The sequence below is a fragment of the Lentzea sp. NPDC042327 genome, from assembly GCF_040647275.1.
In the GTDB taxonomy this organism is placed as follows: Bacteria; Actinomycetota; Actinomycetes; order Mycobacteriales; family Pseudonocardiaceae; genus Lentzea.
Genome location: NZ_JBEZBX010000004.1, coordinates 102,062 through 124,732, shown reverse-complemented (window position 1 = coordinate 124,732; position 22,671 = coordinate 102,062). Strand labels below are relative to the sequence as shown.

General features: G+C 71.6%; 19 protein-coding genes and 1 pseudogene. 8 read left to right on the top strand and 12 right to left on the bottom strand.

Annotated features, from left to right (window positions below; all coding sequences use genetic code 11):
* Window positions 1-10: 10 nt before the first annotated feature.
* The 10 genes and pseudogenes from AB0A63_RS11565 to AB0A63_RS11520 form a co-directional block, all read right to left on the bottom strand.
* On the bottom strand, window positions 11-1,288 hold the full coding sequence (locus AB0A63_RS11565; RefSeq protein ID WP_360388660.1) for a PLP-dependent aminotransferase family protein: 1,278 nt from the start codon (window positions 1,286-1,288) through the stop codon (window positions 11-13).
* Between the two features lie 221 nt (window positions 1,289-1,509).
* On the bottom strand, window positions 1,510-1,962 hold the full coding sequence (locus tag AB0A63_RS11560) for an SRPBCC domain-containing protein (RefSeq protein ID WP_360388657.1): 453 nt from the start codon (window positions 1,960-1,962) through the stop codon (window positions 1,510-1,512).
* Window positions 1,959-2,738, bottom strand: coding sequence for an SDR family oxidoreductase (locus AB0A63_RS11555; RefSeq protein WP_360389849.1), 780 nt, complete (start codon window positions 2,736-2,738; stop codon window positions 1,959-1,961). The genes AB0A63_RS11560 and AB0A63_RS11555 overlap by 4 nt, the downstream gene beginning before the upstream one ends.
* A complete protein-coding gene (locus AB0A63_RS11550) occupies window positions 2,738-3,886 on the bottom strand; it encodes a sulfotransferase (RefSeq protein WP_360388655.1) in 1,149 nt (382 codons plus the stop codon). Before AB0A63_RS11550 ends, AB0A63_RS11555 begins: the two co-directional genes overlap by 1 nt.
* Window positions 3,883-4,941 carry a DUF1214 domain-containing protein gene (locus AB0A63_RS11545; protein ID WP_360388653.1) on the bottom strand — a complete coding sequence of 353 codons (1,059 nt, stop codon included), beginning with the start codon at window positions 4,939-4,941 and terminating at the stop codon, window positions 3,883-3,885. Before AB0A63_RS11545 ends, AB0A63_RS11550 begins: the two co-directional genes overlap by 4 nt.
* A gap of 56 nt (window positions 4,942-4,997) precedes the next feature.
* Window positions 4,998-5,237, bottom strand: a complete 240-nt coding sequence (locus AB0A63_RS11540) for an adenylyl-sulfate kinase (RefSeq protein WP_360389846.1) — start codon at window positions 5,235-5,237, stop codon at window positions 4,998-5,000.
* Between the two features lie 98 nt (window positions 5,238-5,335).
* Window positions 5,336-5,404: pseudogene (locus AB0A63_RS11535) on the bottom strand (adenylyl-sulfate kinase); the annotation flags it as partial.
* A gap of 15 nt (window positions 5,405-5,419) precedes the next feature.
* Window positions 5,420-6,736, bottom strand: a complete 1,317-nt coding sequence (locus tag AB0A63_RS11530; protein WP_360388651.1) for a carboxyl transferase domain-containing protein — start codon at window positions 6,734-6,736, stop codon at window positions 5,420-5,422.
* Window positions 6,720-8,135, bottom strand: coding sequence for an acyl-CoA synthetase (locus tag AB0A63_RS11525; protein WP_360388649.1), 1,416 nt, complete (start codon window positions 8,133-8,135; stop codon window positions 6,720-6,722). Before AB0A63_RS11525 ends, AB0A63_RS11530 begins: the two co-directional genes overlap by 17 nt.
* Window positions 8,132-9,421: an SLC13 family permease gene (locus AB0A63_RS11520; protein WP_360388646.1), complete on the bottom strand. Its 1,290-nt coding sequence runs from the start codon at window positions 9,419-9,421 to the stop codon at window positions 8,132-8,134. Before AB0A63_RS11520 ends, AB0A63_RS11525 begins: the two co-directional genes overlap by 4 nt.
* A 145-nt stretch (window positions 9,422-9,566) precedes the next feature.
* Here AB0A63_RS11520 and AB0A63_RS11515 point away from each other — a divergent pair, with 145 nt between their 5' ends.
* Window positions 9,567-10,268 carry a FadR/GntR family transcriptional regulator gene (locus AB0A63_RS11515; protein ID WP_360388643.1) on the top strand — a complete coding sequence of 234 codons (702 nt, stop codon included), beginning with the start codon at window positions 9,567-9,569 and terminating at the stop codon, window positions 10,266-10,268.
* 3 nt (window positions 10,269-10,271) lie between these two features.
* Here AB0A63_RS11515 and AB0A63_RS11510 read toward each other — a convergent pair whose 3' ends face one another.
* A complete protein-coding gene (locus AB0A63_RS11510) occupies window positions 10,272-13,304 on the bottom strand; it encodes a TIM-barrel domain-containing protein (protein WP_360388640.1) in 3,033 nt (1,010 codons plus the stop codon).
* 113 nt (window positions 13,305-13,417) lie between these two features.
* Here AB0A63_RS11510 and AB0A63_RS11505 point away from each other — a divergent pair, with 113 nt between their 5' ends.
* Complete coding sequence (locus AB0A63_RS11505) at window positions 13,418-13,879, top strand: hypothetical protein (protein WP_360388637.1); 462 nt, start codon at window positions 13,418-13,420, stop codon at window positions 13,877-13,879.
* 15 nt (window positions 13,880-13,894) lie between these two features.
* On the top strand, window positions 13,895-14,494 hold the full coding sequence (locus AB0A63_RS11500) for a hypothetical protein (protein WP_360388635.1): 600 nt from the start codon (window positions 13,895-13,897) through the stop codon (window positions 14,492-14,494).
* 48 nt (window positions 14,495-14,542) lie between these two features.
* Here AB0A63_RS11500 and AB0A63_RS11495 read toward each other — a convergent pair whose 3' ends face one another.
* Complete coding sequence (locus AB0A63_RS11495; protein ID WP_360388632.1) at window positions 14,543-16,543, bottom strand: FAD-dependent oxidoreductase; 2,001 nt, start codon at window positions 16,541-16,543, stop codon at window positions 14,543-14,545.
* Between AB0A63_RS11495 and AB0A63_RS11490 the strand changes: the two genes are divergently transcribed.
* The 5 genes from AB0A63_RS11490 to AB0A63_RS11470 all read left to right on the top strand — a co-directional run bounded on the left by AB0A63_RS11490 (window position 16,542) and on the right by AB0A63_RS11470 (window position 22,643).
* A complete protein-coding gene (locus tag AB0A63_RS11490) occupies window positions 16,542-17,504 on the top strand; it encodes an alpha/beta hydrolase (RefSeq protein WP_360388629.1) in 963 nt (320 codons plus the stop codon). The two genes, AB0A63_RS11495 and AB0A63_RS11490, sit on opposite strands and share 2 nt — an antisense overlap.
* Before the next feature lie 50 nt (window positions 17,505-17,554).
* A complete protein-coding gene (locus tag AB0A63_RS11485) occupies window positions 17,555-18,511 on the top strand; it encodes a hypothetical protein (protein ID WP_360388626.1) in 957 nt (318 codons plus the stop codon).
* A gap of 20 nt (window positions 18,512-18,531) precedes the next feature.
* On the top strand, window positions 18,532-19,491 hold the full coding sequence (locus AB0A63_RS11480) for a hypothetical protein (protein ID WP_360388623.1): 960 nt from the start codon (window positions 18,532-18,534) through the stop codon (window positions 19,489-19,491).
* Window positions 19,492-19,623: 132 nt separating this feature from the next.
* Window positions 19,624-21,291, top strand: a complete 1,668-nt coding sequence (gene treS, locus AB0A63_RS11475; protein WP_360388620.1) for a maltose alpha-D-glucosyltransferase — start codon at window positions 19,624-19,626, stop codon at window positions 21,289-21,291.
* Entirely contained in the window at window positions 21,288-22,643 is a 1,356-nt protein-coding gene (locus AB0A63_RS11470) for an aminoglycoside phosphotransferase (RefSeq protein ID WP_360388617.1), read from the top strand. The genes treS and AB0A63_RS11470 overlap by 4 nt, the downstream gene beginning before the upstream one ends.
* The last annotated feature ends 28 nt before the right edge of the window (window positions 22,644-22,671 follow it).

Sequence of the window (22,671 nt, the reverse complement as noted above, 5' to 3'; positions counted from 1 at the left end):
GAGCTCCCGGTCAGGAGGTGGGGAAAACGCTGGGCGAACAGTTCTCGACGTGCTGCGAGATGAAGCCGGCCAATCTGACTAGTCCGGTGCGCAACGCCTCAGGCGTGACCGAGCTGATCGAGATGCGCAGCTGGCGACGCGGTCTTCCGTCGCCGTAGAACCGGTGGATCGGGACCCACAGAACTCCGTGCTCCGCAGCGCACTTTCCCGAGAGCTCGTCCGTGGTTTCGAACGGGACGTTCACCACGATGAAGAACCCACCGCGCGGCGCGGACCAGGTGACCTCCGGTTCGGAGCCCTCCGGGAACAGTTCGGCCAGGGTGTCCAGTGCGACGGTGAGATTGCGGTGGTAGTGCCGGGCCACGGCGAGATTGGCTTCGCGCAGGCTGAAATCGTGGTGGAGGAGCTTTCCTCCGATGACCGCTTGTGCGATCGGCGAGGTGTTCAGCGTGACCATGTTCTTGATCCGGGCGAGCTCGTCCGACAACGTCTCGCCGGGGGCGCCGCCGGTGACCGGCTGGTCGGCCACCACGTACCCCACCCTGGCGCCGGGAACACCGGTCTTGGCGAACGAACTGCAGTAGACGACCTGCTTGTCCCGGTCCATCGACTTGATCGTGCGCGGGTGCGCGCGATCGGTGGACAGCAGCCCGTACGCGTTGTCCTCCACCACCAGCAACCCGAGCCGGCCTGCGAGCTCGAGCAGTCGCTGCCTGGTGTGCACGGGCATGGTCGTACCGGTGGGGTTCGCGAAGTCCGGCACGACGTAGACGGCACGGGGCCGGAGACCGGCCGCGACCGCCTCGGCGGCCACGTCCGCCAGGTCGTCCAGGTCGATCCCGTCCGCGCTGTCCTTCACCGGCAGCACCTTCAGATCGGCGAGCTCTGCCGCGCCGGTGAAGCCGAAATAGGTGGGGTGGACCGCGAGAACCGCGTCCCTGTCGGTGCGGCGCACTGCCCGCATCACCAAGAACAGCGCCTCTTGGCCGCCCACCGTCACAACAATGGAATCCGCGTCCGCGGTGATCTGTTCGTCGACCTCGAGGTGCCGGGCCACGAGGTCGTTGATCACGCCTTTGACGCGGCCGTATTGAAGAATCGTCCTGGTCGCGTCGCGCTCGTCCCCGCCGTAGCTGTCCGCGAGGTGTCGGTGGAAGAGTTCCAGATGACTTCGCACGGTGTTCAGGTCGAAGTCGCTCTCGTCCGGTGTGCCGGAAGCGAGCGAGATGACATCACCCGATTTTCCCGACGTGACCCGGCGAAGAGCGGTCGCGTCGATGAATGGCATGCTCTGCGTTTCATGGAGGTCACTCAAAGCGACCGTGAAGGGTCCCACCCGCATCGCCCCGAATCAACTGGCAAATGAGCATGCGGAGGGTATGGCGGATGTCCATTGGCAAGCAATGAGACGCCGTCCGACAATGACCGCCTGGGCGCCGCCTCGACCCTTTCGAACATGCGGTTCCGAGCGTTGGGACGTCTTCTTGCCCGCAGGGCCGGTGGACCGGGTCAGCCCGTGACCAGTGCGGCCACCCGGTCGCGCAACGCGTGCGCCACGGCGTCGAAACCCTGCTTCACGTAGGCACCCTGAGCGGCCACCACGGCGTCGGCGTACTTGCCGTTGAACGTCTCACAGGTGTGGTAGCTGCACCGGGCAGGGCCCAGCGGCGTGATCCACTGGTCCCGCACCCCGAGCAGCCCCGGGAACGTGTCCCCGGTGTCGTAGCGCAACAACCTCGGTGGGACGACGGAACGCACGAACTCCCGGCTCACGAACGTGCCCGGCGAGCCGTCCGGCCGCGGCAGGGTGAGGTCGATCGGCGAGTCCACCTCCAGCGTCGTGGCCACGCTCAGCGTGTACGGGTTCCACTGCGGGTAGCCGGCGTAGTCGACCAGCACCTGCCAGACGAACTCGGCGGGTGCGCCGATCTCCACGACGACGGACTCGATCAGGTGGGTCATGCCGGCATGTACTCCCCGCCGTTGACGTCGAGCGTCGCACCGGTGACCTCGGAGGCCAAGCGGGACAACAGGAACAGCACCGCACCCGCGCACGCCTCGTCGGTGGGGATGCGGCCCAGCGGGTTGCGGGCGGCGATCTCGTCGTAGACGTCCTGCTCGCTCACGCCGCGCGCGTCGGCGGTGAACTTCAGGTAGAACCGCACGCCGGGGCCGTCCAGCCAGCCCATGACGGCCTGGTTGGCGCGGATGCCGTGCTCGCCGAGCTCCAGCGCCAGGAACTGGGTCGCGGTGGCCATCGCGGCCTTCGCGACCGCGTAGCCGCCCTCGCCGCGCATCGGCTTGCGGGTGGTCATCGTACCGATGTTCACGATCGAGCCGCGTCCTGCGGCCTTCATGTGCGGCACGACCTCGCGGGTCACGTTCAGCGCGCCGTGCAGGATGATGTCCATCGACCGCCGGACCGCCTTCTCCGGCGTGTCCAGCAGGTCGGCGAAACCGGGGTGGCCGAACGCCGAGTTGACCAGGCCGGTGATCGTGCCGAACCGGTCGACGGCGGTCTCGACCAGCCGCGCCACCTGGTCGGGTCTGCGGACGTCGCAGGACACCCCGACGGCCTCGCCGCCGGCAGCCGCCACGTCCTCGGCCACCCGGTCCATCACGCCGGTGGAGCGAGCGGCCATCACGACCTTGGCGCCCTCGGCGGCGGCGCGGAGTGCGAGCTTCGAGCCGAGGCCCGGCCCGACGCCGGTGATCACGACCACCTCGTCCTGGAGCATCACGGGTAGACCTCCGTGTAGAAGGCGAAGTCCCGTTCGAGGCGGTCCTCGGTCAGGCCGAAGTCCTCCGGGGCGTAGGAGTGCGCGCCGTGCCGTTCGGCGCGGTTCTGCCGCAGGTAGGCGGCGAACGCCTGGTCGTCGGCCGGGCCCGCGGGCAGGCCGAGCTCGCCGAGCACGTCGTGGGCGACGACGAGCGGTTTGGCCACGGTGTCGGCGAACCGGACGTCCACGAACCGCTCGGGGCGGGCCTGCCGGGCCGCGGCGAAACCCCGCAGCGTCTGCGCGAACCGGCCGGACCAGTACGGGCCGATCCACAGCGGGTCCACGTTCTCGCTGTACTGCGACGACATCATGCGCACCATCGAGGCGTACGACGGCACGGCTCGCGCGGGTGAGCGGTGGGTCATCACGACCTTGCAGCCGGGGAAGGTGTCCAGCACGGTGTCGACCGCGGTGAGGTGGTGCGGCGACTTGAGCACCCACGGCCGGGTGCGCCCCTCCTGCTGCCACTGCAACACCTGCAGCCACTCGCGCAGCTCGCGGTAGGCCGGCGTCTGGTCGGCGGCGCGCAGCCAGTCGCCGTAGGACGGCACCCGGTAGAACGAGTCGAAGCTCATGGACACGAACGTCCGGTCCAGCAGCAGCACGTCCTCCTCCGGCCCGTCCCACACGACCGTGTGCAGGTCGCCGAAGTCGGGGGAGAGCTGCGCGAAGGCCCGCATGCGTTCCTGGGCACGGCGTTTGCGCTCGGCGGCATCGGGCCCCTCCCCGGGGAACGGCACCGGGTAGGCGACCTCCCACGACAGCGTCGAGGTGAGCTGCGGCGACGCGGCCAGCAGCCGGTGCAGCAGCGTGGAACCGGTGCGCGGCAGGCCGCAGATCTCCGCGGCGACCCGCACCTCGACGTCGAGGACCTCGGGGTGCTCGCGCTGCAGGGCGCGCAGCCGCAACCGGTCGGCCAGCAGCGCGGTGAGCCGGTGCCGGGTGAGCCGCACCCCCGGCGGTGACAGGGAGGCCTCCGCGTTGAGGCTCGCGACGAGCACGTCGAGCGGTTCGCGGAACCAGTCGTCGCCGAAGTCGTCCAGGCCGGTCTTGGCAGCGGCCCCGGTCAGCAGCTCGTCGACGTCGAGCGCGGTGGTGACCGTCATCGGAGCTCCTCCAGGGCGACGACACGGCACTTCGGGATCGGGTGTTCGGTGGCGCCGAGCCAGCGCAGCAGCGCGGTGCCGGAGGTGTGACCGCAGGTGTCGATCCAGTTGCCCACGCCGGGATCGCGCTCGGCCACCACGATCGTGAGGCGGCCGGTGCGGTCGAGCACGGCCGTGTGCTTGTTGACGGTGATCTTGCGGCGGTGGTCGAGCGACTCCATCCACCAGTTGCCCAGCTGGAAGTTCCAGTACGGGCAGTCGGGCACGTCGGTCTCGACCACCCAGGCCTCGCCGGGCCGCAGCGTCCAGTAGCCGTGCAGGTAGAAGATCTCCGGGTCGCCACCCGCGCGCTGGAACACCTCCTGGCCGAAGTCGGGCAACTCGTTGGGGCGGGCCATGAACGTCCGGGTCCAGTGTGCGAACGTGGCCGCGGTGCCGTGCACCGACAGGGCCGCCCGGTGCAGGGCCTTGGCGAGGAACTCGGGCGTCAGCGGGGCCGGCTCGGCAGGCCCGCCGACCTGTTCGACGTGCCACCGGCCGGGTACCTCGGTCGTGCGGTCGAGGTAGGTCTGCCGAACCACGAGACCGGTCGAGTCGGGGGCCAGCGGCAGCCAGTTCGGCCCCTGCTCCTGCGCGCTCGCGATGATCTCGACGGTGCCGTCCGGCGCGGTCACGAGGTCGGCACCGGACAGCTCACCGGTGGAGGCCATCGTGCCGTCCTTGGCGTAGCGGTTGGCCTTCGAGCCGATGCTGAAGTAGGCGATGCTGCCGCGCGTCCCGGTGATGCGGTAGGTGCGGTCGCCCCGGATGTTCGCGGACAGGTAAACGTTGTCCGGGTTGTCGGCGCCGATCTTCACCAGGTCGAGCTCGTGGAACCGCGGGAAGTCGGGGTCGGCGTTGTCCAGGCAGGAGTACAGCATCTCGCGGGTCAGCCGGGCGAGGTAGCGGTAGCCCTCCGCGCGGTCGAGCTGGGTGTCCGGCGCGTGCTCCGACAGCACCACCCGGCCTGCCTCCTCCAGCGCCCGGCAGAACCGCGACCACGCCTGATCCGGCACACCGACCTCCCGATTAGAACGTGTTCTAGTCAAAGATACCCGATTCTGGACAACGTTCAACAGGCGCCGAGCGCACGCAGTCCCGCCAGCGCCTCTGCCGTGGCGGGCTCCGGCGTCAGCACCGCGGTGTCGATCCGGACCTCCGGTCGTTCCGGGTCCTCGTAAGGGGAGTCGATGCCGGTGAAGTTCGGCAGCTCACCGCGTCGGGCCTTGCGGTACAGGCCCTTCGGGTCGCGCTGCTCCGCCACCGCCGGCGGGGTGTCGACGGAGACCTCGTAGAACTCGTTCTCGACGATGAGGTCCCGTGCCAGCGCGCGCGTTCGGTGCGGAACGGCGAGATGAACCAGACCGGCACGATCAGGCCCGCGTCGACCATCAGCGCGGCGACCTCGGCGATCCGCCGGACGTTCTCCGCCCGGTCGGCGGCGCTGAACCCGAGGGCGGAGCTGAGCCCGTGCCGCACGTTGTCGCCGGTGAGTCAGGAGCGGTCCGCGATCCCCCGCGCGATCTTCAGCTCCACCAGGTCCTGCGGCCGCAACCGCAGCTGGTCCGCCGTCTCCCGCGCCTGGTCCCGGTCACGCTTCAGGATCGCCGCCGCCAGCTCCGGCGAGATCACGGCGAGGTAGCTGTCCGGCGTCACCCACGTCCGGTCCGGTGCCGCGAACGCCAGCGCACCGCCCGATCCGCCCTCGCCGATCAGCAGCGTCGTGACCGGGGCGGACGCCGACGCCACCGCCGTGAACATGTCCGCTATCGCCGGCCCGGCCCCGGCCTCCTCCGCGGCCAGGTCGTTGGCCGCGCCCGGTGTGTCCACCAGCGTCAGCACCGGGATCGCGAGCCGGTCGGCCAGCCGCACCAGCCGTGCCGCCGTGCGGAAGCCCGCGGGACGGGTGGCCGTGCCGCACTGGGCCGCGAACGCGACGGCAACGCCCTCGCGGAACCCGAAGCCGCACAGCACACCCGGATCGACGCCACCGCAGCGGTCGCCGCTGATCGGTTCGTACCAGTCGAAGTACGCCGCGAGGTACTCGGCGGCACGGGGACGGTCCGGCGCGCGGGCGTTCTCCACCGCCTCCCAGCCGGTCCGCGGCAGCGTCGCCGAACCCAACGCCGGCGGAACCGCGGCGGGAACGGGCGACGGGGTGGTCAGCAGGCGCAGCCACCGCTCCAGGCGCGGCCGGAGCTCGCCCGGCGGCACCAGCTGGTCGACCGAACCCGCTGCGAACTGCTGGGCCACCGCGTAACCCGGAGGCCGCACCCGCGAGCCCGCGAACCCCACCTGCGCGTCCTCCAGGCCCAGCACGACGTCCGCGCCCGCGCCGAGCGTCGCCCAGCCACCGCCGGTCGACGGGTCGCGCAGGACCGAGAGGTGCGGCAGGCCGGCGGCGCGGGTGAGGACGAGCTGGCGCGCGATGCGGTGCAGCTGGGTGAGCGCGACGGTGCCCTCCTGCATGCGGCTGCCGCCGGTGGCGACCAGGGACACGACCGGCAGGCCCGACGAGCGGGCGTGGGAGAACGCCTGCTCGATGCGCGTGCCGGTATGGGTGCCCAGCGAGCCGCCGAGGAAGCCGAACTCGAACGCCACGACCACCGCGCGGACGGCACCGATCGACGCGACGCCGCACACGACGGACTCCCGTTCGCCGGTGCGGTCCGCGGCGGCGGTCAGCGAGGAGCCGTAGCCGGGCCACCCCAGCGGACCGTCCGACACCCCGGGCAGGTCGCCGGGCAGCTCGGTGAACGACGTGGTGAGCGCCGCGATCAGCGCCCTGGCCGGTTCACGGCCGGAGGGCACGCTTCATCACCTTGCCCATGTCGTTGCGCGGCAACGACTCCACGAACCGCACCCGCCGCGGGCGCTTGTGCGGGGTGAGCAGCCGGGCGACGTGGTCGGCCAGCTCGCGTTCGGACGGCGCGGCACCGGCCGGCACGACCCAGGCGACGATCCGCTCGCCCAGGTCGTCGTCGGGCTCGCCGGTCACCGCCACCTCCTTCACCGCCGGGTGTTCGAGCAGCGCGTTCTCGATCTCGCCGGCGCCGATCTTGTAGCCGCCGCTCTTGATGATGTCCGTGGCCTTGCGGCCGACGATCCGGTAGTAGCCGTCCGGGTCGCGGGTGCCGACGTCACCGGTGCGGAACCAGCCGTCCGCGAACGCCTCCGCCGTCGCGTCCGGGCGGTTGAGGTACTCGGTGAACAGGTTCGGGCCGCGCACCTGGATCTCGCCGATGGCACCGGTCTCGTCCAGCACGGCACCGCCGTCGTCGACCAGCCGGACCTCCACACCGGCCAGCGGCAGGCCGACCGCGCCGGGTTTGCGGTCGCCGTCGGCGCGGACGCTGGTGTTCATCAGCGTCTCGGTCATCCCGTAGCGCTCCACGACCCGCTGCCCGGTCGCCGCCGCGATGCGTTCGTGGTCGCGCACCGGCAACGCCGCCGAACCCGACACCAGCACCCGCGCACCCCGCAGCGCCGCCGCCAGCGCCGGGTTGTCACCGACCTCCTCGGCGATGCGGTGGTACATGGTCGGGACGCCGAACATCATCGTGCCGTCACCGGACAACGCCTCGGTGAGCGCGGCGGTCGAGAACTTGCCCAGGTGCACGACGGTCCCGCCGCGCCGCAGCGGCCCGAGCACGCCGAGGATCAGGCCGTGCACGTGGAACAACGGCAACGCGTGCACCAGCACGTCGTCCCCCGTCCACTGCCACGCGTCGGCCACCGCGTCCAACGTGGACGTGATGGCGCGGCGGGGCAGCACCACGCCCTTGGGGGACCCGGTCGTGCCCGAGGTGTAGACGATCAGCGCGGGCGCCTCGTCACCTGGCTCGGCGAACGTCTCGGCGGAAGCACCGCCGAGGGTCACGTCGAGCCGCGGCACCGACCGCAGGCCCGGCGGCAGCTCGACACCCGGCGCCGCGAGCACCGCGGCCGGTGCGCTGTCCGAGACGATGTGCGCCAGCTCCCGTTCGCCGACCTTCGGGTTGAGCGGCACGGCGGGCACCCCGGCGAGCAGCGCCGCGACGACGGCCACGCACGTCTCGATCGTCGAGGTGGCCCACACCGCCACCCGCGGCAGGCCGGTGAGCCGCTGTGCCAGGGCGCCCGCGCAGGACGCGAGCTCGGCGTGGGTCAGGGCTTGGTCGCCGAAGCGGAGGGCGACGCGGTTCGAGGGCGACGAGAACAAGGCACTCACCAGATTCCGGGGACGACGAGGGCGAGCCAGACCAGCGGCGGCGCCGCCGCGACCATGATCCCGCCGTAGACCATGAGCTGCTTGAAGAACTTGTCGCGGTCCACGTCCTGCGCACCGGCGAGCACCAGCGCGCCGTTGGTGGAGAACGGGCTGACGTCGACCACGGTCGCCGACACCGCGAGCGCCGCGATCAGCCCGACCGCGCTGACCTCGCCCTGGAGCAGGAACGGCACGGCGAGCGGGATGAGCGCGCCCATGATGCCGACCGACGAGGCGAACGCCGACACGATCGCGCCGATGTAGCAGATCAGCAGCGCGGCGACCAGCGGTGCGCCGACACCGGCCACCGAGTCGCCGGCCCACTTGATCGTGCCCATCGTCTGCAGCACGGCGACGTAGGTGAGGATGCCGCAGATCAGCAGCACGGTCGGCCAGGTGATCTGGTTGATCGCCTGTTTGCTCTGCTCCGGCCACACCACGCTCAGCAGCACCGCCACGGTGATCGCGGCCAGGCCGACGTCGAGGTCGAACACCAGCGCGGCCACGACGAGCGCGACCAGGCCGGCGAGGGTGGCGATCCGCGGCGCGGTGAGGGTGGTCCGCTCCTCGGTCCCACCGCTGTCGCCGGGGACGTCGCCACCACTGCCGGTCCGCACCAGCGCGGGTGTCTCCAGCGGCTGGCGGGCGAGCTTCAGGCCGCCGCACACCACGAACACCACGGCCGCGATGAGCAGGTTCACCACGAGACTGGCCAGGAACAGCACGACCTCGTTGCCCGGCAGGCCTTCCTTGGCCACGATGCCGTTGACGATCGTGCCGTAGATGCTGATGGGGGAGAAGCCACCGGCCTGCGCGCCGTGCACGACCATCACGCCCATGAGCAGCGGGCTGATCCGGTACTTGGCCGCGAAGCCCATGGCGATCGGCGCGATGATCGCCACCGCCGCCGGGCTCACGGCACCGATCGCCGTCAGCACGCCGGTGATCGCGAACATCACCCACGGCATCAGCGCGATCCGCCCGCCGACCACCCGGATCGCCTGGTGCACCAGCCAGTCCGTGGTGCCGTTGGCGCGCGCGATGGCGAACAGGAACGTCACGCCCACCAGCACGACGAACAGGGAACCGGGGAAGCCCTTGAAGATGTCGTCGGCCTCCATGCCGACGACCAGCGTGCCGACCCCGAAGGCCGCGGCGAACGCGAGCGCGCCCATGTTGACCGACCGGGTCGTGGCGATCACGAACACCACGACCAGCACGAGGATCGAGATCAGTTCGGCGGACATGCGGGGCTCCCGTCGTCGGTGCTGTCCGAGCTGGGCCGGTGGTCCGGGTCAGTGGCCGAGTGGCTCAGCCACTTTCCGCCCGCGGTCCACCGGCTGTCAAGAGGTGGCCTAGTGGCTGAGCCACTTGACCGGTTACCCTGGGCAGATGTCCGAGGCGCTGCGGCCGGTGGTGAAGTCCCGCCTGTACGAGCAGGTGCTCGAACGCCTGCGCGCCCACGTCGCCGAGGCGGGTCTGAAGGCGGGGGACAGGCTGCCGCCTGAACGCGACCTCGCCGCCGGCCTCGGGGTGAGCCGCGCGTCGGTCAAGCAGGCGATCGTGGTGCTGGAGGTACAGGGCCTGGTCGAGGCCCGCCACGGCGGCGGCACCTACCTCGTGCGCGACACCCTCGACGTGGAGCCGGTCGAGCAGCTCGTCGAACGCCGCAAGCGCCTCCCGGACGTGCTGGAGGCCCGCGAGGCCATGGAGACCAAGCTGGCCGAGCTCGCCGCCGAACGCCGCACCGCCGCCGAGCTGGCGGACATCCGGCTGGCACTGGACTTCATGCGCGACGAGATCGCGGACGGCGGGGCCGGCGTGGAGGGCGACCGCCGGTTCCACGCCGCCGTCACCGCCGCGGCGCACAGCGCGCTGCTGGCCGAGTTCATGCGGACCATCGCCACGCAGATCACCGAGAGCCGCACCGAGTCGCTGCGCCAGCCCGGCCGCCCGTCGCGGTCGCTGGCCCAGCACACCGCGATCTACGAGGCCATCGCCGCCGGTGAACCGAAGAAGGCGGCGATGGCCATGCGCAGGCACGTGCGGACGGTCGCGAAGGTCAGGCTCCTGGACTGGGTCCCGGAGGACTGACCGTCAGCGGAGGTCGACCACCACCCGCCGGTGCGCCGACTTCGCCATCGCCTGCACGGTGCGCGTGGTGCCGTCGGCCCTGTGCACGACGACGGTCCAGTCCCGCTGGGACACCTTGCCGGGGAACCAGCCGCGCGCCGGGTCGATCGTCACCTTCCCGTCCTCATACTTGATGCGCGTGCGCGCGGACAGCTTGCGGTCGTCGTCCTCGTAGAGCGAGAACTCACCGCGAGCGCCTTCCGTGACGTGCACGGTCAGCGCGTCGGCCTTGTTCTGCACGTGGTTGGCGACGTTCCCGGTGCGCTCCACCAGCAGGCCGCCCGAGCGCAGGAACACCGGCATGGTGTCGAGGCCCGCGCTCACCGTCGCCCAGGTGTTGCCCTGGTACACCCGGCCGGTGAAGTAGTCGGTCCACTGGCCCGGCGGGAACCACACCCGCGTCTCGCCGACCTCACCCGGGGTGGTGATCGGTGCGACCAGCATGTCAGACCCCAGCAGGAACTGCGTGTCCACGGTGGAGTACGCCTCCGGGCTGCTCGGGTACTCCAGGTACGCGGGACGCACCATCGGCACACCGGTCCGGTTGGCCTGCTCCGCCAGCGTGTAGAGGTAGGGCACGAGCCGTTCGCGCAGGTTCAGGAACTTCGTCGCCGAGGCCTGCGCCGCCGGCCCGTACTGCCACGGCAACCGGTCGCCGTGGTTGCTGTGCAAGCGGGTGATCGGCTGGAACGCGCCCAGCTGCACCCACCGCGCGTACAGGTCGTCCGGCAGCTTGGTGGTGTGGCGGAGCTGGCCGTTGTCGAGGTAGGTCTCCGAGCCGCGCAGCCCGGTGGTGTCGTTGTGACCGCCGATGTCGTGGCTGATGTTCGACATGCCGGTCGCCACGCCCTCCGCTGAGGTGAGGCCGATGGTGCCCTTCATCGCACCCCACGTCGACGAGGTGTCGCCGGTGAAGTGCAGGGTGTGCCGCTTCTCCGCCCACGGACCGGTCGGCAGCGGGCCGGACCCGCTGTAGCCGCCCGCCTGCAGCGAGCCGTAGCCGCGGGAGAACGCGAACCCGCGGTCCAGGGTGGACAGCTTCGCGTACTCCTCGTTGATCAACGTGTCCGGCGTGACGCCGCGTGCCGACGAGCCGGAGCCGTCGCAGCACCAGTCGAGCCACCAGAAGTCCGTCTTCATCGGCCGGTGCAGGTCCAGGTACGCGCGCAGCTGGTCGGGGTCCGCCCAGTCGAACGCGTAGCTGTCGACACCGCCGCGGCTGCCGTTCTTCGCCAGCTTGCCCTTCGCGGTGGCCTGGGCCTGCGCGAAGTCGGGGTCGTCGGCCTGGATGCTCGGGTGGATGTTCAGCGTGCTGTGCAGGCCCTGCCCGTGCACCCAGTCCTGGAAGTCGGCCGGGAACTTCGCCGGGTCGACCCGCCAGCCGTTCCACGCGTTGTGCGCCTTGAAGTCCGTGTCGATCACGAGGACGTCCAGCGGCACGCCGTTCGCGCGGAACGCGGGCACGATCCGGTCTCGGAAGTCGGCCGCGGTCCGGTCGATGTACTCCGAGTACCAGACGCCGTAGGCCCAGCTCGGCAGCAGCTTCGGGCCACCGGTCAGCGTCGCCAGGTCACCCAGCGCGGCCTTGTAGTCCTGGCCGTAACCGAAGACGTACCCGTCCTGGTAGGGCTGTGCGCCCCGGTCCGGCCGCACGGCCCTGGTGGCGAGAGCGGAGGTCGTGTCGTCGAGCAGGTACCAGCCGTCGCGGTGCAGCAGACCGGCGTACAGCCTCGGCGGGCCGTCGTTGCCGGAGTAGCCGTCGAGCGAACGCCGGTAACCGCCGAGCTGGAGGTGCTGCGACGTCGAGGCGATCCCGATGGTGTCGAGGTTGACGTGGCAGCCGGTCGCCGGACACGTGACGGCGAGCTCCGAGCTGCCCGCCGGCAACGGCACCTGCGCCGTCACCGTGCCCCAGGTCGCCCAGTTCGCCGTGGCCGGCAACGAGACCGCCGTGCCGTTGACGAACACCGTGCGCGCCTCGTGCTTGCCGTCGCCGCCGACGCCGTTGGCGTAGCGCAGCTGGACCGCGTGGGTGCCCGCCGCCGGGACCCCGCTGATCCGCTGCGTCACGCTCCTGCCGCCGACCAGCTCGGCGACGAACCCGGTGCCCGCGTACCCGGCGTGCTCGTCGGCGATGTCGGCGTCGGTCACGCCGTTCTCGGCCTCGCAGGTGGTGCCGAACCGGCACTCGTCGGTCGCCCGCTGCGTCGGGAACGCCTGGCCGGCTGTGAGGACCGCGAGGCTGTCAACGTTGACATTGCCGGAGTCGCCCGCTCCTCGCGTCAGTGCGACGCGGTGCTCGCCGGCGGTGAGGTCGACCTCGGTCTCGGCCAGCTGCCAGTCCCGCCAGTCCGCGGTCCTGGGCAGCGTGACCTGCTTCGGCGCCTTGCCGTCGACGCCGATCCCGAGCGTGCGGCTCTCGTGCCTGCCGTCACCGCCCTGCCCGTTGGCGTAGCGCACGACGATCCGGTGCTTGCCCGCCGCGGTGGCGCGGACGGTCGCCGTGACGCCGTTGTTGAGGTACTGGAACCCGGCTGCGAACCCGCTGCCGGTGTGACCGGGGTGGTCGGCCGCGATCAGCAGGCCCTCGCGCTGCTGGTCCTCGACCTCGCAGAGCTGCCCGGTCGCGCACACGACCCGCCGCCACGGGGACGCGGTCGTGCTCGCCGTCTTGACCTCCAGGTTGTCCGCGCGGAACGGCCCGGAGTCGACGCGGTAGCGCAGCGTCATCGCCGAGGTGGTGATGACCAGCCAGCCGTTCTCGGTGCGCGAGCGGTAGGCCGTGCGGGGGAAGCCGGCGCGGTTTACAACGTTGTAAGTGGCCGCGTTCTCGAAGCGGCGGTCACCGGCGTACTCGGTGCGCACCAGGGTGGGGGAGAGGACCTGGAACCTGGCCTGCCCGGACACGACCGTGTCCGTCGGCTGTGCGGTCGCCGGAATCGGCAGGACCAGGCCCAGTAGTGCCAGCAGAGGTAGTGCTGTCGTGCGTTTCCGCATCGGGTCTCCTCGTTGACAACGTTGGCGTGCGAGGGTCGTTCAGGTTCTTGCACACACCCTGGCCTGCCGGGGTGGACCGATCAAGAGGGAATTCGGCCTGACATGATGCCGCCGTGCGCACAGCGGAAGCGATCTTGCGGGACACCGGCTGGGACGACCTGGAACACGCCTGCGGTCCCGCCTCCGACGCCCCCGGTCGGCTGGCGGCCCTGCTCAGCGAGGACCCGGAGGCCTGCGGAGACGCCCTCGGCTTCCTCGACTCGGCGCTGCTGCACCAGGGTTCGGTCTGCTCGGCGACTCTCCCGGCCGCCGAGCTCGTGGCCGCGGTCCTCGACGACCCGCGCGTGGGTGTCCCGTGTGAGAGCGCTCTGCCGTGGGATGAAAGGGAACGCCCGCTGCGCGCCGCTCTGCTGGAGTGGCTCGGCGCGTTCGCGGAGTCGGTGACGTGGGACGACGAGGACGAGGACGACGAAGAGGACGAGGACGACCCGTGGGTGGCCGGCCGGCTCCTCCTGCCGGACCTCTTCGACCGGGTCGCGCCGTTCCTGGACGACACCGACCCCGCCGTGCGCTAGGCGGCCACCGGTGCCGTGGCGCACCTGCTCCAGGCCGACGAGCTCGCCGACCGGCGGGGCGCCGTGGCCGACCGGTTGCTGCGTGCGGCGCAGGACGCGTCCCCGGCGGAGCGCGCGGGCATCGCGCTGAGCCTGGGCGGCTGGGGCATCCCGGCCCTGCTGACCGACGACCACCCCGGCGTGCGGGCGTGCGCGGCCGTCACCACCGCGCACGACGGCGATCCCGCGGCGCTCGCGGAGGTCCGGGCGGCGTTGCGCGACCCTGAGGCAGCCGACGACCTGCTCGGCGAGCACCCGCCCCAGCTGGAGGGAAAGCTGCGGTTCCAGCTGGTCGCGGCGCTGTTGCGGCGCACGACCGAGTTCGACCAGATCGCCGACGAGGCCGTGGCGGTCGCCCGGATGACCAACGAGTACACGGTGGACGCGGACTGGGGACCGCTGCTGCTCAGGGCGTTCCGCGGCGGTCCAGGTGATCGGCTCTCCGAGGCGCAGCGGCGCTTTCTCGGCGCGGTGGTGGACAACGACCGCTGCTGGGGCTCGATCGCGAACCGGGTGCTGTGGCTGCGCAGGGCCGGTCTGCCCGCCGACCGCGACGGGCTGCGCGCACTGCTCTGATCGGCCGTGGCGGGCAAGGGCCTGACCTCACCACCGTGCAGCGGCTGGTCAGGCGGAGTCCCGCCTGATCAGCGGAGCGGCGCCCAGGGCCGTCTCCAGCTGCTCCCAGCGCGTCACCAGGTCCGACATCATCACCATGAGCACGTCGGGGAACGCGTACAGGAAGCTCTGGTACCGGTAGTGGTCCAGGTAGTACACGACCACGTCGTCGGTCAGCGCCGTCGCGGACGTGGTGCGGGCGTTGAAGAACAGGTCGTGGTGGCCGAGCAGCGCGCCCCTGCCCAGCCGCGCGCGCTCGTAGATGCCGCCGAAGTCGACCTCGACCTCACCGGCGCGCACCAGGAACACGCCGTGGGCCGGGTCGTCCTCGCGGAACAACCGGTCACCGGCGCCGAACGGGATCTCGTCGAACATCGACGCCAGCGTCTCCAGTTCGGCGTCGGCCAGCGCGGTGAACAGGCGGACGCCGTGCGGGTCGGTGCTGTCGCGCAGGCACGCCACCCGTTCGGTCAGCTCGGGCTCGCTCAGGTGCGTCATCCGCATCCGCACGAACCGCAGCATCCGGTCGACGTTGCGCGTCTGGCGGCGCGGCGTGCCGGCGCTCGGCGGTGCGAACAGCGTCGCGTCACCGCTGATCCTGGCTGCCTCGCGCCGCCCGGACTCGTAGGCGCTGTGCACGCAGCCCCAGTGGTAGGGGTTCGTGCCCTCGCCGGCGAAGTGCAGCCAGTCGCCGACCGGTTCGGCGAGCGCGGCGACGTCCTTCGACGACGAGCCGACGCCGATGCACGTGTAGGAGCCGTGGGCGAACGGGTCGGCCGTCCACGCCGTGCGCGAGATGTGCTGCGGTGCGGGCACGTCCGGGCCGAAGACGTCCCGCACCACCGTGGTCGCGTACGCCTCGACGTGCTCGTCGGTCCACGTCTCCAGCTCCCGGCCCAGCGACGCACCGAGCAGCATCACCAGGATCGGCTTGCCGTGCGACTTCCACATGCTGATGACGACGGTGGGGTAGCGGTCGGTGTCGCGGCACAGGTAGCCGAACACGTACTGGTCGCGCGGCCAGAACGGCTCCGGGTAGTGCAGCGCGATCTTGTTGAGCGTGCCGAAGCCGAGCTTGTCGATCGCCGTCCGCTTGTCGCGGGGCAGCGGCGGGTCGAACCGCACCGCCCGCGCCTTGAGGACGCCCAGCGGCAGCGTCACCAGGACCCTGTCCGCCTCGAACACCCCCTGCCCCGTCGTGACCCGGCCCGGTTCGACCAGCGAGACCACGTGGCCGAGCCGCACGTCCAGCCCCTCGGCCAGAGCGTCCACAACGGACTGGTAACCCCGGTGCAACGTGCTGTCGCCGTAGCCGTACACCAGGTAGCCCTCCTCCCAGTGCTGGAGCGACAGCCGGTCCGGGTCCTCCGCCGCGTCCTCGCGCAGCAGCACGTTGAGGTGGTAGCGGACCGCCTGCTCGTCCTCGGCGGACAACGCCCTCCCGGCGAGGACCTCGCGCAACGCCTGGCCGAGCGCGACGTCGGGCAGCTCGTCCCTGCGGGCGAGCGCGGCGCGCTGTTCGAGCTCGTGCAGCACGTCGTCGGCCAGCTCCAGCGTGCGGCTCTTGTAGCGGTGGCCCACGACCCGGTTGTCCGCGCCGAACAGGTCGAGGCTGTCGAAGCCGCCGGTGTAGGCGCTGTCGCCGCCGACGTAGCTGTACGGGATGCCCAGGTCCTCGACCAGCTCGGTGACCGGGTTGCCGTCGGTGCCGTGGATCCAGTGCGCACCCAGGTCGACGCCGTGCCCATCGGTCCAGATCCGCCCGCCGACCCGGTCGCGCGCCTCCAGCACCGTGACCCGGTGCCCCCGGTCGTGCAACGCGCGCGCCGCGGCCAGCCCCGCCATACCCGCTCCGACCACGACCACGCTGGCTCTCTCCGGCATCGCACGATTGTGCGGTCGGTGGGTTGAGCCCGAACATTCCTCGATCGTGTACTTGCGTCGCAGGTCTTGCCGATACAGCAAGTTCTCGTGCCAGAACGGCCGGTCCGCCACAAAACTCCCCGGCATGATCCGCGCTCTCGTCCTCGTCCTGGCCCTCGTCACCGCCTGCGCCTCACCACCCGCCGAAGTCCCCGAGCACGCCGCTGTCACCCACGACGACCCGGTCTTCTCCCGCACGTTCCAGCACGGGTTCGCCGACGTCGACGGCATCCGCATGCACTACGTGACCGGCGGCGAGGGCACCCCGGTCGTCCTGCTGCACGGCTGGCCGCAGACCTGGTACGGGTGGTGGGAGGTCATGCCCGCGCTCGCCGAGCACCACACCGTCTACGCCGTCGACCTGCCCGGCCTCGGCGACAGCACCGGCACGCCGGCGAGCTACGACAAGGCCACCCTCGCGCGTTACGTCCACACCCTGATGACCCGGCTCGGCGTCCGCGACGCCACCGTCGTGGGCCACGACCTCGGTGCCGCCGTCGCCTTCCAGTACGCCGCGCAGTTCCCCGCCGACACCGCTCGCCTCGGCTACCTCGACCTGCCCCTGCCCGGTCCCGCCGTCGACGCCGCCGCCTACCGCTCCCTGAGCTGGCACATCGCGTTCCACATGCAGCCCCGCGTGCCGGAGGCCGTGGTGGGCAACGACGTCCGCGACTACCTCGCCCTGTTCTACCCGCAGGTCTCCTTCGGCGGCAGCGCGTTCGGCGGCACCGCGGACCGCTCGCCGTTCACCGCCGCCGAGATCGACGAGTACGCCCGCACCTACCGCAGGCCCTCGGCCCTGTCCGGCGGCTTCGACCTGTACCGCACCCTCGACCGCGACGTCCGCGACACCACGGCAGCCGCACCCGTCACCACGCCCGCACTGGTGCTCGCCGCGCAGGGGCAGGTCGAGGCCATCCGCGGCACCGCGGCGACCCGGATGACGAACGTCGTGCGGGCGGTGGACGTTCCGCGGGCCGGGCACTGGCTGGTGGAGGAGAACCCGGAGTTCGTGACCGCGGAGCTGCTGCGGTTCCTGAAGAGCTGACCACGGGAAATCGGTGGGAACGGGGAGCGGTGGCGTGGTCGAATGCGCCGGTGACCAGCAAGCGCTCCTCGACCACCGTCCGGGCCCGGCACCACGCGCACCTCACCGCGCCACGACCCGGCGACGTGCTGAAGTCGGTGTCCGCGGGCCCGTCGGGCGAGGCCGTGGCGCTGTGGGTGGCGGCCGGTGACCTGCCGGAGGGCGCAGGACCCGCCAGCAGGGTGAAGCCCTCGGTGCCGGCCCACGTGACCGTGCACCAGCCGGACCAGGTGCTCACCGTCCGGCTCGCCGGCCTGAAGGTGGACTTCCCGTCGGTGCAGCCGTTGCCCGGCGGCCGCTTCCTGGTGGTGGGTGCGCGGTGCCGGTGGCGGAAGAACGACCCGGAGCGCAACGCGTTCGTGTACGACGCCACCGGCGCGGTGGAGGCCGCGCACACCTTCGGCGACGGAATCGAGCACGTGCAGGCCACGCGCGACGGCGAGGTGTGGGTGGCGTACTTCGACGAAGGCGTCTACGGCAACTTCGGCTGGGGCGAAGCGGACTCCCCGGCGCCCGTCGGGTCCTGCGGGCTGATCCGGTTCTCCGCCGACCTCACCCGGCAGTGGCGGTACCCGTCGCACTGGGAAGACGAGTGGGGTGCCATCAGCGACTGCTACGCGCTCAACGTCGGCGACAGCGCGGCGTGGGCCTGCTACTACACCGACTTCCCGGTGGTGCGGATCGACGACGCCGTGTCCGGGTGGCACAACGAGGTGCGCGGCGCGAAGGCGCTCGCCGTGGCCGGTGACCGCATCGCCCTGTACGGCGGGTACGGACCGGACCGCCACCGGCTCGTCGTGGGGGTGCTGGCGAACGGCCGGGTCGAGGTGACCGGGAAGTTCCGGCTGGTCCTGCCCGACGGCCGGTCGCTGCCCAGGACGGCCGAGGTCGTCGGCCGGGGCTCGGACCTGCACGTGTTCGCGGGGGACGAGTGGTCGCGGCTCGGCGTCGAGGACATCGGGCGGTGACGGCGCGGGACGGTGGACCCGTGGACACGACCGAGGTTCTCGGTGCCGTGGCACATCCGGGCGGCCTGCTGGTGCACCGCCCGGAACTCGTCGTGGGTGTCGTGCGCGCGATCTCCACGCCCTGGGCCCTGGAGATCGAGCTGCAGGCCCGCCGTCCGCTCGACCACCGCGGCGCGGCCGAAGTCGCACCCCGCCGGTTGCTGCCCGCACACGACGAGGGCGTGGACCTGCGCGTGGCCTGGCTCGACGAGACCGGGCACGCGCACTGGGAGTACGCCCTCTCGTCGTGGTCCGACAGCGGCGACCACGTGGGCGGCACCTCCGGCCATCGGGTCGTGTTCCGCTTCCCACCGGTGTTCGACGAGATGTCGCTCGTCCTCGCGTGGCCGGAGATCGGCTTCCCCGAGACAATTGTTCGCCTGCCGCTGCCGGACCGGGCCACCGTCGAGCGGACCACCATCTCGATCTGGCGGGCACCGCTGGACGTCCGGCCCCTGCCGCAGGGCCTGACCCACCACGTCGCACCGCACCACGACGCACCGGCCCTCGAAACGGGCACGATCGCCGCGCCACCGCTCGTGCTGCACCGCCGCGTCCACCGCGCCGCCGTGGTGCTCACCCGGTTGACCGTCGTGGGTCCGGGTCCCGTGCTGTCCGCGGAGCTGCTCTGCGTCGCCAGGGGCCACGCCGCTGACGTGGTCAACGAGCACGCCTTCTCCGATCGGCAGGACACAGCGCCGGACGACCCGGCCCGGGTCCGGACGAGTGGCCCCGGCGCCGCCGTGGCGGTCGTCCAGGGGAGCGGGGCGTTCTGGGTGCGGCGGGGGGAGCTGGTCGCCTCCGGTGGCGACCAGACGTTCTCCTGCCTCCAGCAGCTCGTCCTGCGGCGCCCGGAGGACGGGTGGCTCGACCTGGTGGTCGCGTGGCCGCTCGCCGGGCTCGGCGACGTGCTGGTGCGCGTCCCGCTCACCTCTGCCTGAAAGGTCGTCGTTTCCGCCGGTTCAGGCGAAGTGCGTACCGGCAGGTTCACACGACCGTGTGAAGGATTTGATCTTGGCGCCCGTCGTGCCCCACTCTGCCGCAATCCGACGACGTTGCGAGCGAGAGGTGCCATGGAGCACGAGGCGAACTGGTTCAGGGGCGCTGTCTTCTACGAGGTCCTGGTCAGGGCCTTCAGCGACTCCAACGGCGACGGCACCGGCGATCTGCGCGGCCTCGCGTCCAAACTGGACTACCTGGAGTGGCTCGGTGTCGACTGCCTGTGGTTGCCGCCGTTCTACGCCTCGCCGTTGCGTGACGGCGGGTACGACATCAGCGACTTCCGTGCGGTGCTGCCGGAGTTCGGCACGGTGGAGGACTTCGTCCACCTGCTGGAGGAGGCGCACCGGCGGGGCATCCGGGTGATCACGGACCTGGTGCTCAACCACACCAGTGACGCGCACCCGTGGTTCCAGGAGTCGCGGCAGAACCCGGACGGCCCGTACGGCGACTACTACGTGTGGAGCGACGACGACTCGCGCTACTCCGACGCGCGGATCATCTTCGTCGACACCGAGTCGTCCAACTGGACCTTCGACCCGGTGCGCGGGCAGTTCTTCTGGCACCGCTTCTTCAGCCACCAGCCGGACCTCAACTACGACAACCCCGCCGTCCAGGACGCGATGATCGACACCCTGCGGTTCTGGCTGGACCTCGGCATCGACGGGTTCCGCCTGGACGCGGTGCCGTACCTGTTCGAGCGCGAGGGCACCAACTGCGAGAACCTGGCGGAGACGCACGACTTCCTCCGCAAGTGCCGCAAGGTCGTCGACGACGAGTACCCCGGCCGCATCCTGCTCGCCGAGGCGAACCAGTGGCCGTCCGATGTCGTGGAGTACTTCGGTGACCCGGCGGTGGGCGGGGACGAGTGCCACATGGCGTTCCACTTCCCGTTGATGCCGCGGATCTTCATGGCGGTGCGGCGGGAGTCGCGGTTCCCGATCTCGGAGATCCTGGCGCAGACGCCGGCGATCCCGGAGAACTCGCAGTGGGGCATCTTCCTGCGCAACCACGACGAGCTGACGCTCGAGATGGTCACCGACGAAGAGCGCGACTACATGTACTCCGAGTACGCCAAGGACCCGCGGATGAAGGCCAACATCGGCATCCGCCGGCGCCTGGCCCCGCTGCTGGAGAACGACCGCAACCAGCACGAGCTGTTCACCGCGATGCTGCTGTCGCTGCCGGGCTCGCCGGTGCTGTACTACGGCGACGAGATCGGCATGGGCGACAACATCTGGCTGGCCGACCGCGACGCGGTCCGCACACCGATGCAGTGGACCCCGGACCGCAACGCGGGGTTCTCCTCCTGCGACCCGGGCCGGATCTACCTGCCGGTGATCATGGACCCGGTCTACGGCTACCAGGGCCTCAACGTCGAGGCGCAGGCCCGCAGCCAGTCCTCGCTGCTGAACTGGACCCGGCACCTGATCGCGGTGCGCAAGCAGCACCGGGCGTTCGGCCACGGCGACTTCACCGAGCTCGGCGCGTCGAACCCCACCGTGCTCGCCTACCGCCGCACGCTCGGCGCCGACGTGGTGCTCTGCGTCAACAACCTCTCCCGCTTCCCCCAGCCCGTCGAGCTCGACCTGGCCGAGCACGCGGGCAGCGTGCCGGTGGAGCTCACCGGCGGCGTGCGGTTCCCGGCGATCGGGGAGCTGCCGTACCAGCTCACCCTGACCGGTCACGGCTTCTACTGGTTCCAGCTGACCTCCGACGTGGAAGGTGGCGACAAGAAGTGACGACGAGCGAGGCCGTCGAGGTCGTGCCGGAGCAGCTGGACCGCTGGCTGGTGACCCAGCCCTGGTTCCGCGGCCGCGGGCCGGTGGAGTGCGAACGCGTGACCGTGCTGCGCGACGGTGACCCGACGCTGGCCCACGTCGTGCTGGCGGCGGGCGGACGCCGCTACCAGCTGCTGCTGGGCGTGCGCGACGAGCTGCCGGAACGGCTGGTGCACGCCAGGATCGGCGCCGCGGGCGACCGCCAGGTGTACGAGGCGGTGTACGACCCCGAGCTCACCGCCGTGCTGCTGCGGCACTTCGAGGAGTCCGCGCAGGTGGCGGGCCTGCGGTTCCGCGGCGACCTGCCGCCGCGCTACACCGACGCGCCGGTCGGGCGGCCGTTCCCGGGCCCGCAGCGCAACTGCTCCATCGTCTACGGCCAGCGCCACGTGCTGAAGTTCTTCCGCGAGCTGGTCGCGGGCGACAACCCGGAGCTCGTGCTGCACACCGCCCTGCACTCCATCGACGACCCGCACATCGCACCACCCCAGGGCGCGCTGGAGTCCGAGCTGGACGGGGAGCGCACCACGTTCGCGGTGCTGCACGAGTTCGTCCCGCTCGGCGCCCTGGGCTGGCCGATGGCGACCGCGAGCGTGCGGGACTTCCTCGCGAGCCCCGGCACGGACCCGCAGGCCGCGGGCGGCGACTTCGCCGCGGAGGCGCGCCGGCTCGGCCGGGCCGTCGCGCGGGTGCACGCCGACCTGCGCGAGACGCTCGGCGAGCAGACCGCGGGACCGGACGAGGAGGCCGAGTTCGTGGCGGCCCTGCACCACCGCCTGGACGCGGCACTGGCCGAGGTCCCCGCGCTGGCACCATTCGAGGCGGGCCTGCGCGCCCGGTTCGACGCCGTCCTGGCCGCCGCGGAGCCGGTCCGCCTGCAGCGGGTGCACGGCGACCTGCACCTGGGCCAGGTGCTGCGCTCACCGCACACGTGGGTGCTCGTCGACTTCGAGGGCGAACCCCACGGCGGTGCGGCGGAACGGGCCCGGCCACGTCCCGCAGAACACGACGTGGCCACCGCCCTGCGGTCCCTGCACTACGCGGCGGCACAGCTGCTGGTGGGCGCGGACGACGTGGCCACCCTGCTGCCGCGGGCCGCTCGGTGGCTGGACCGCAACCGCGGCGCGTTCTGCGACGGCTACGCCGAGGTGGCGCCGGACCGCCGTCCCGGTGGCGCGCTGCTGGCCGCGGTCGAGCTGGACCGGGCGGTGCTGGAGGTGTGCCACGAGCAGCGCTACCGTCCCGAGTGGACGGTCATCCCGCTGTCGGCGATCGCGGAGGCGGTGACCGGCGAGCCCGCCTGGCTGGTGTAGCCGGGTTTCGGACGGCGGCGGGCCTCAG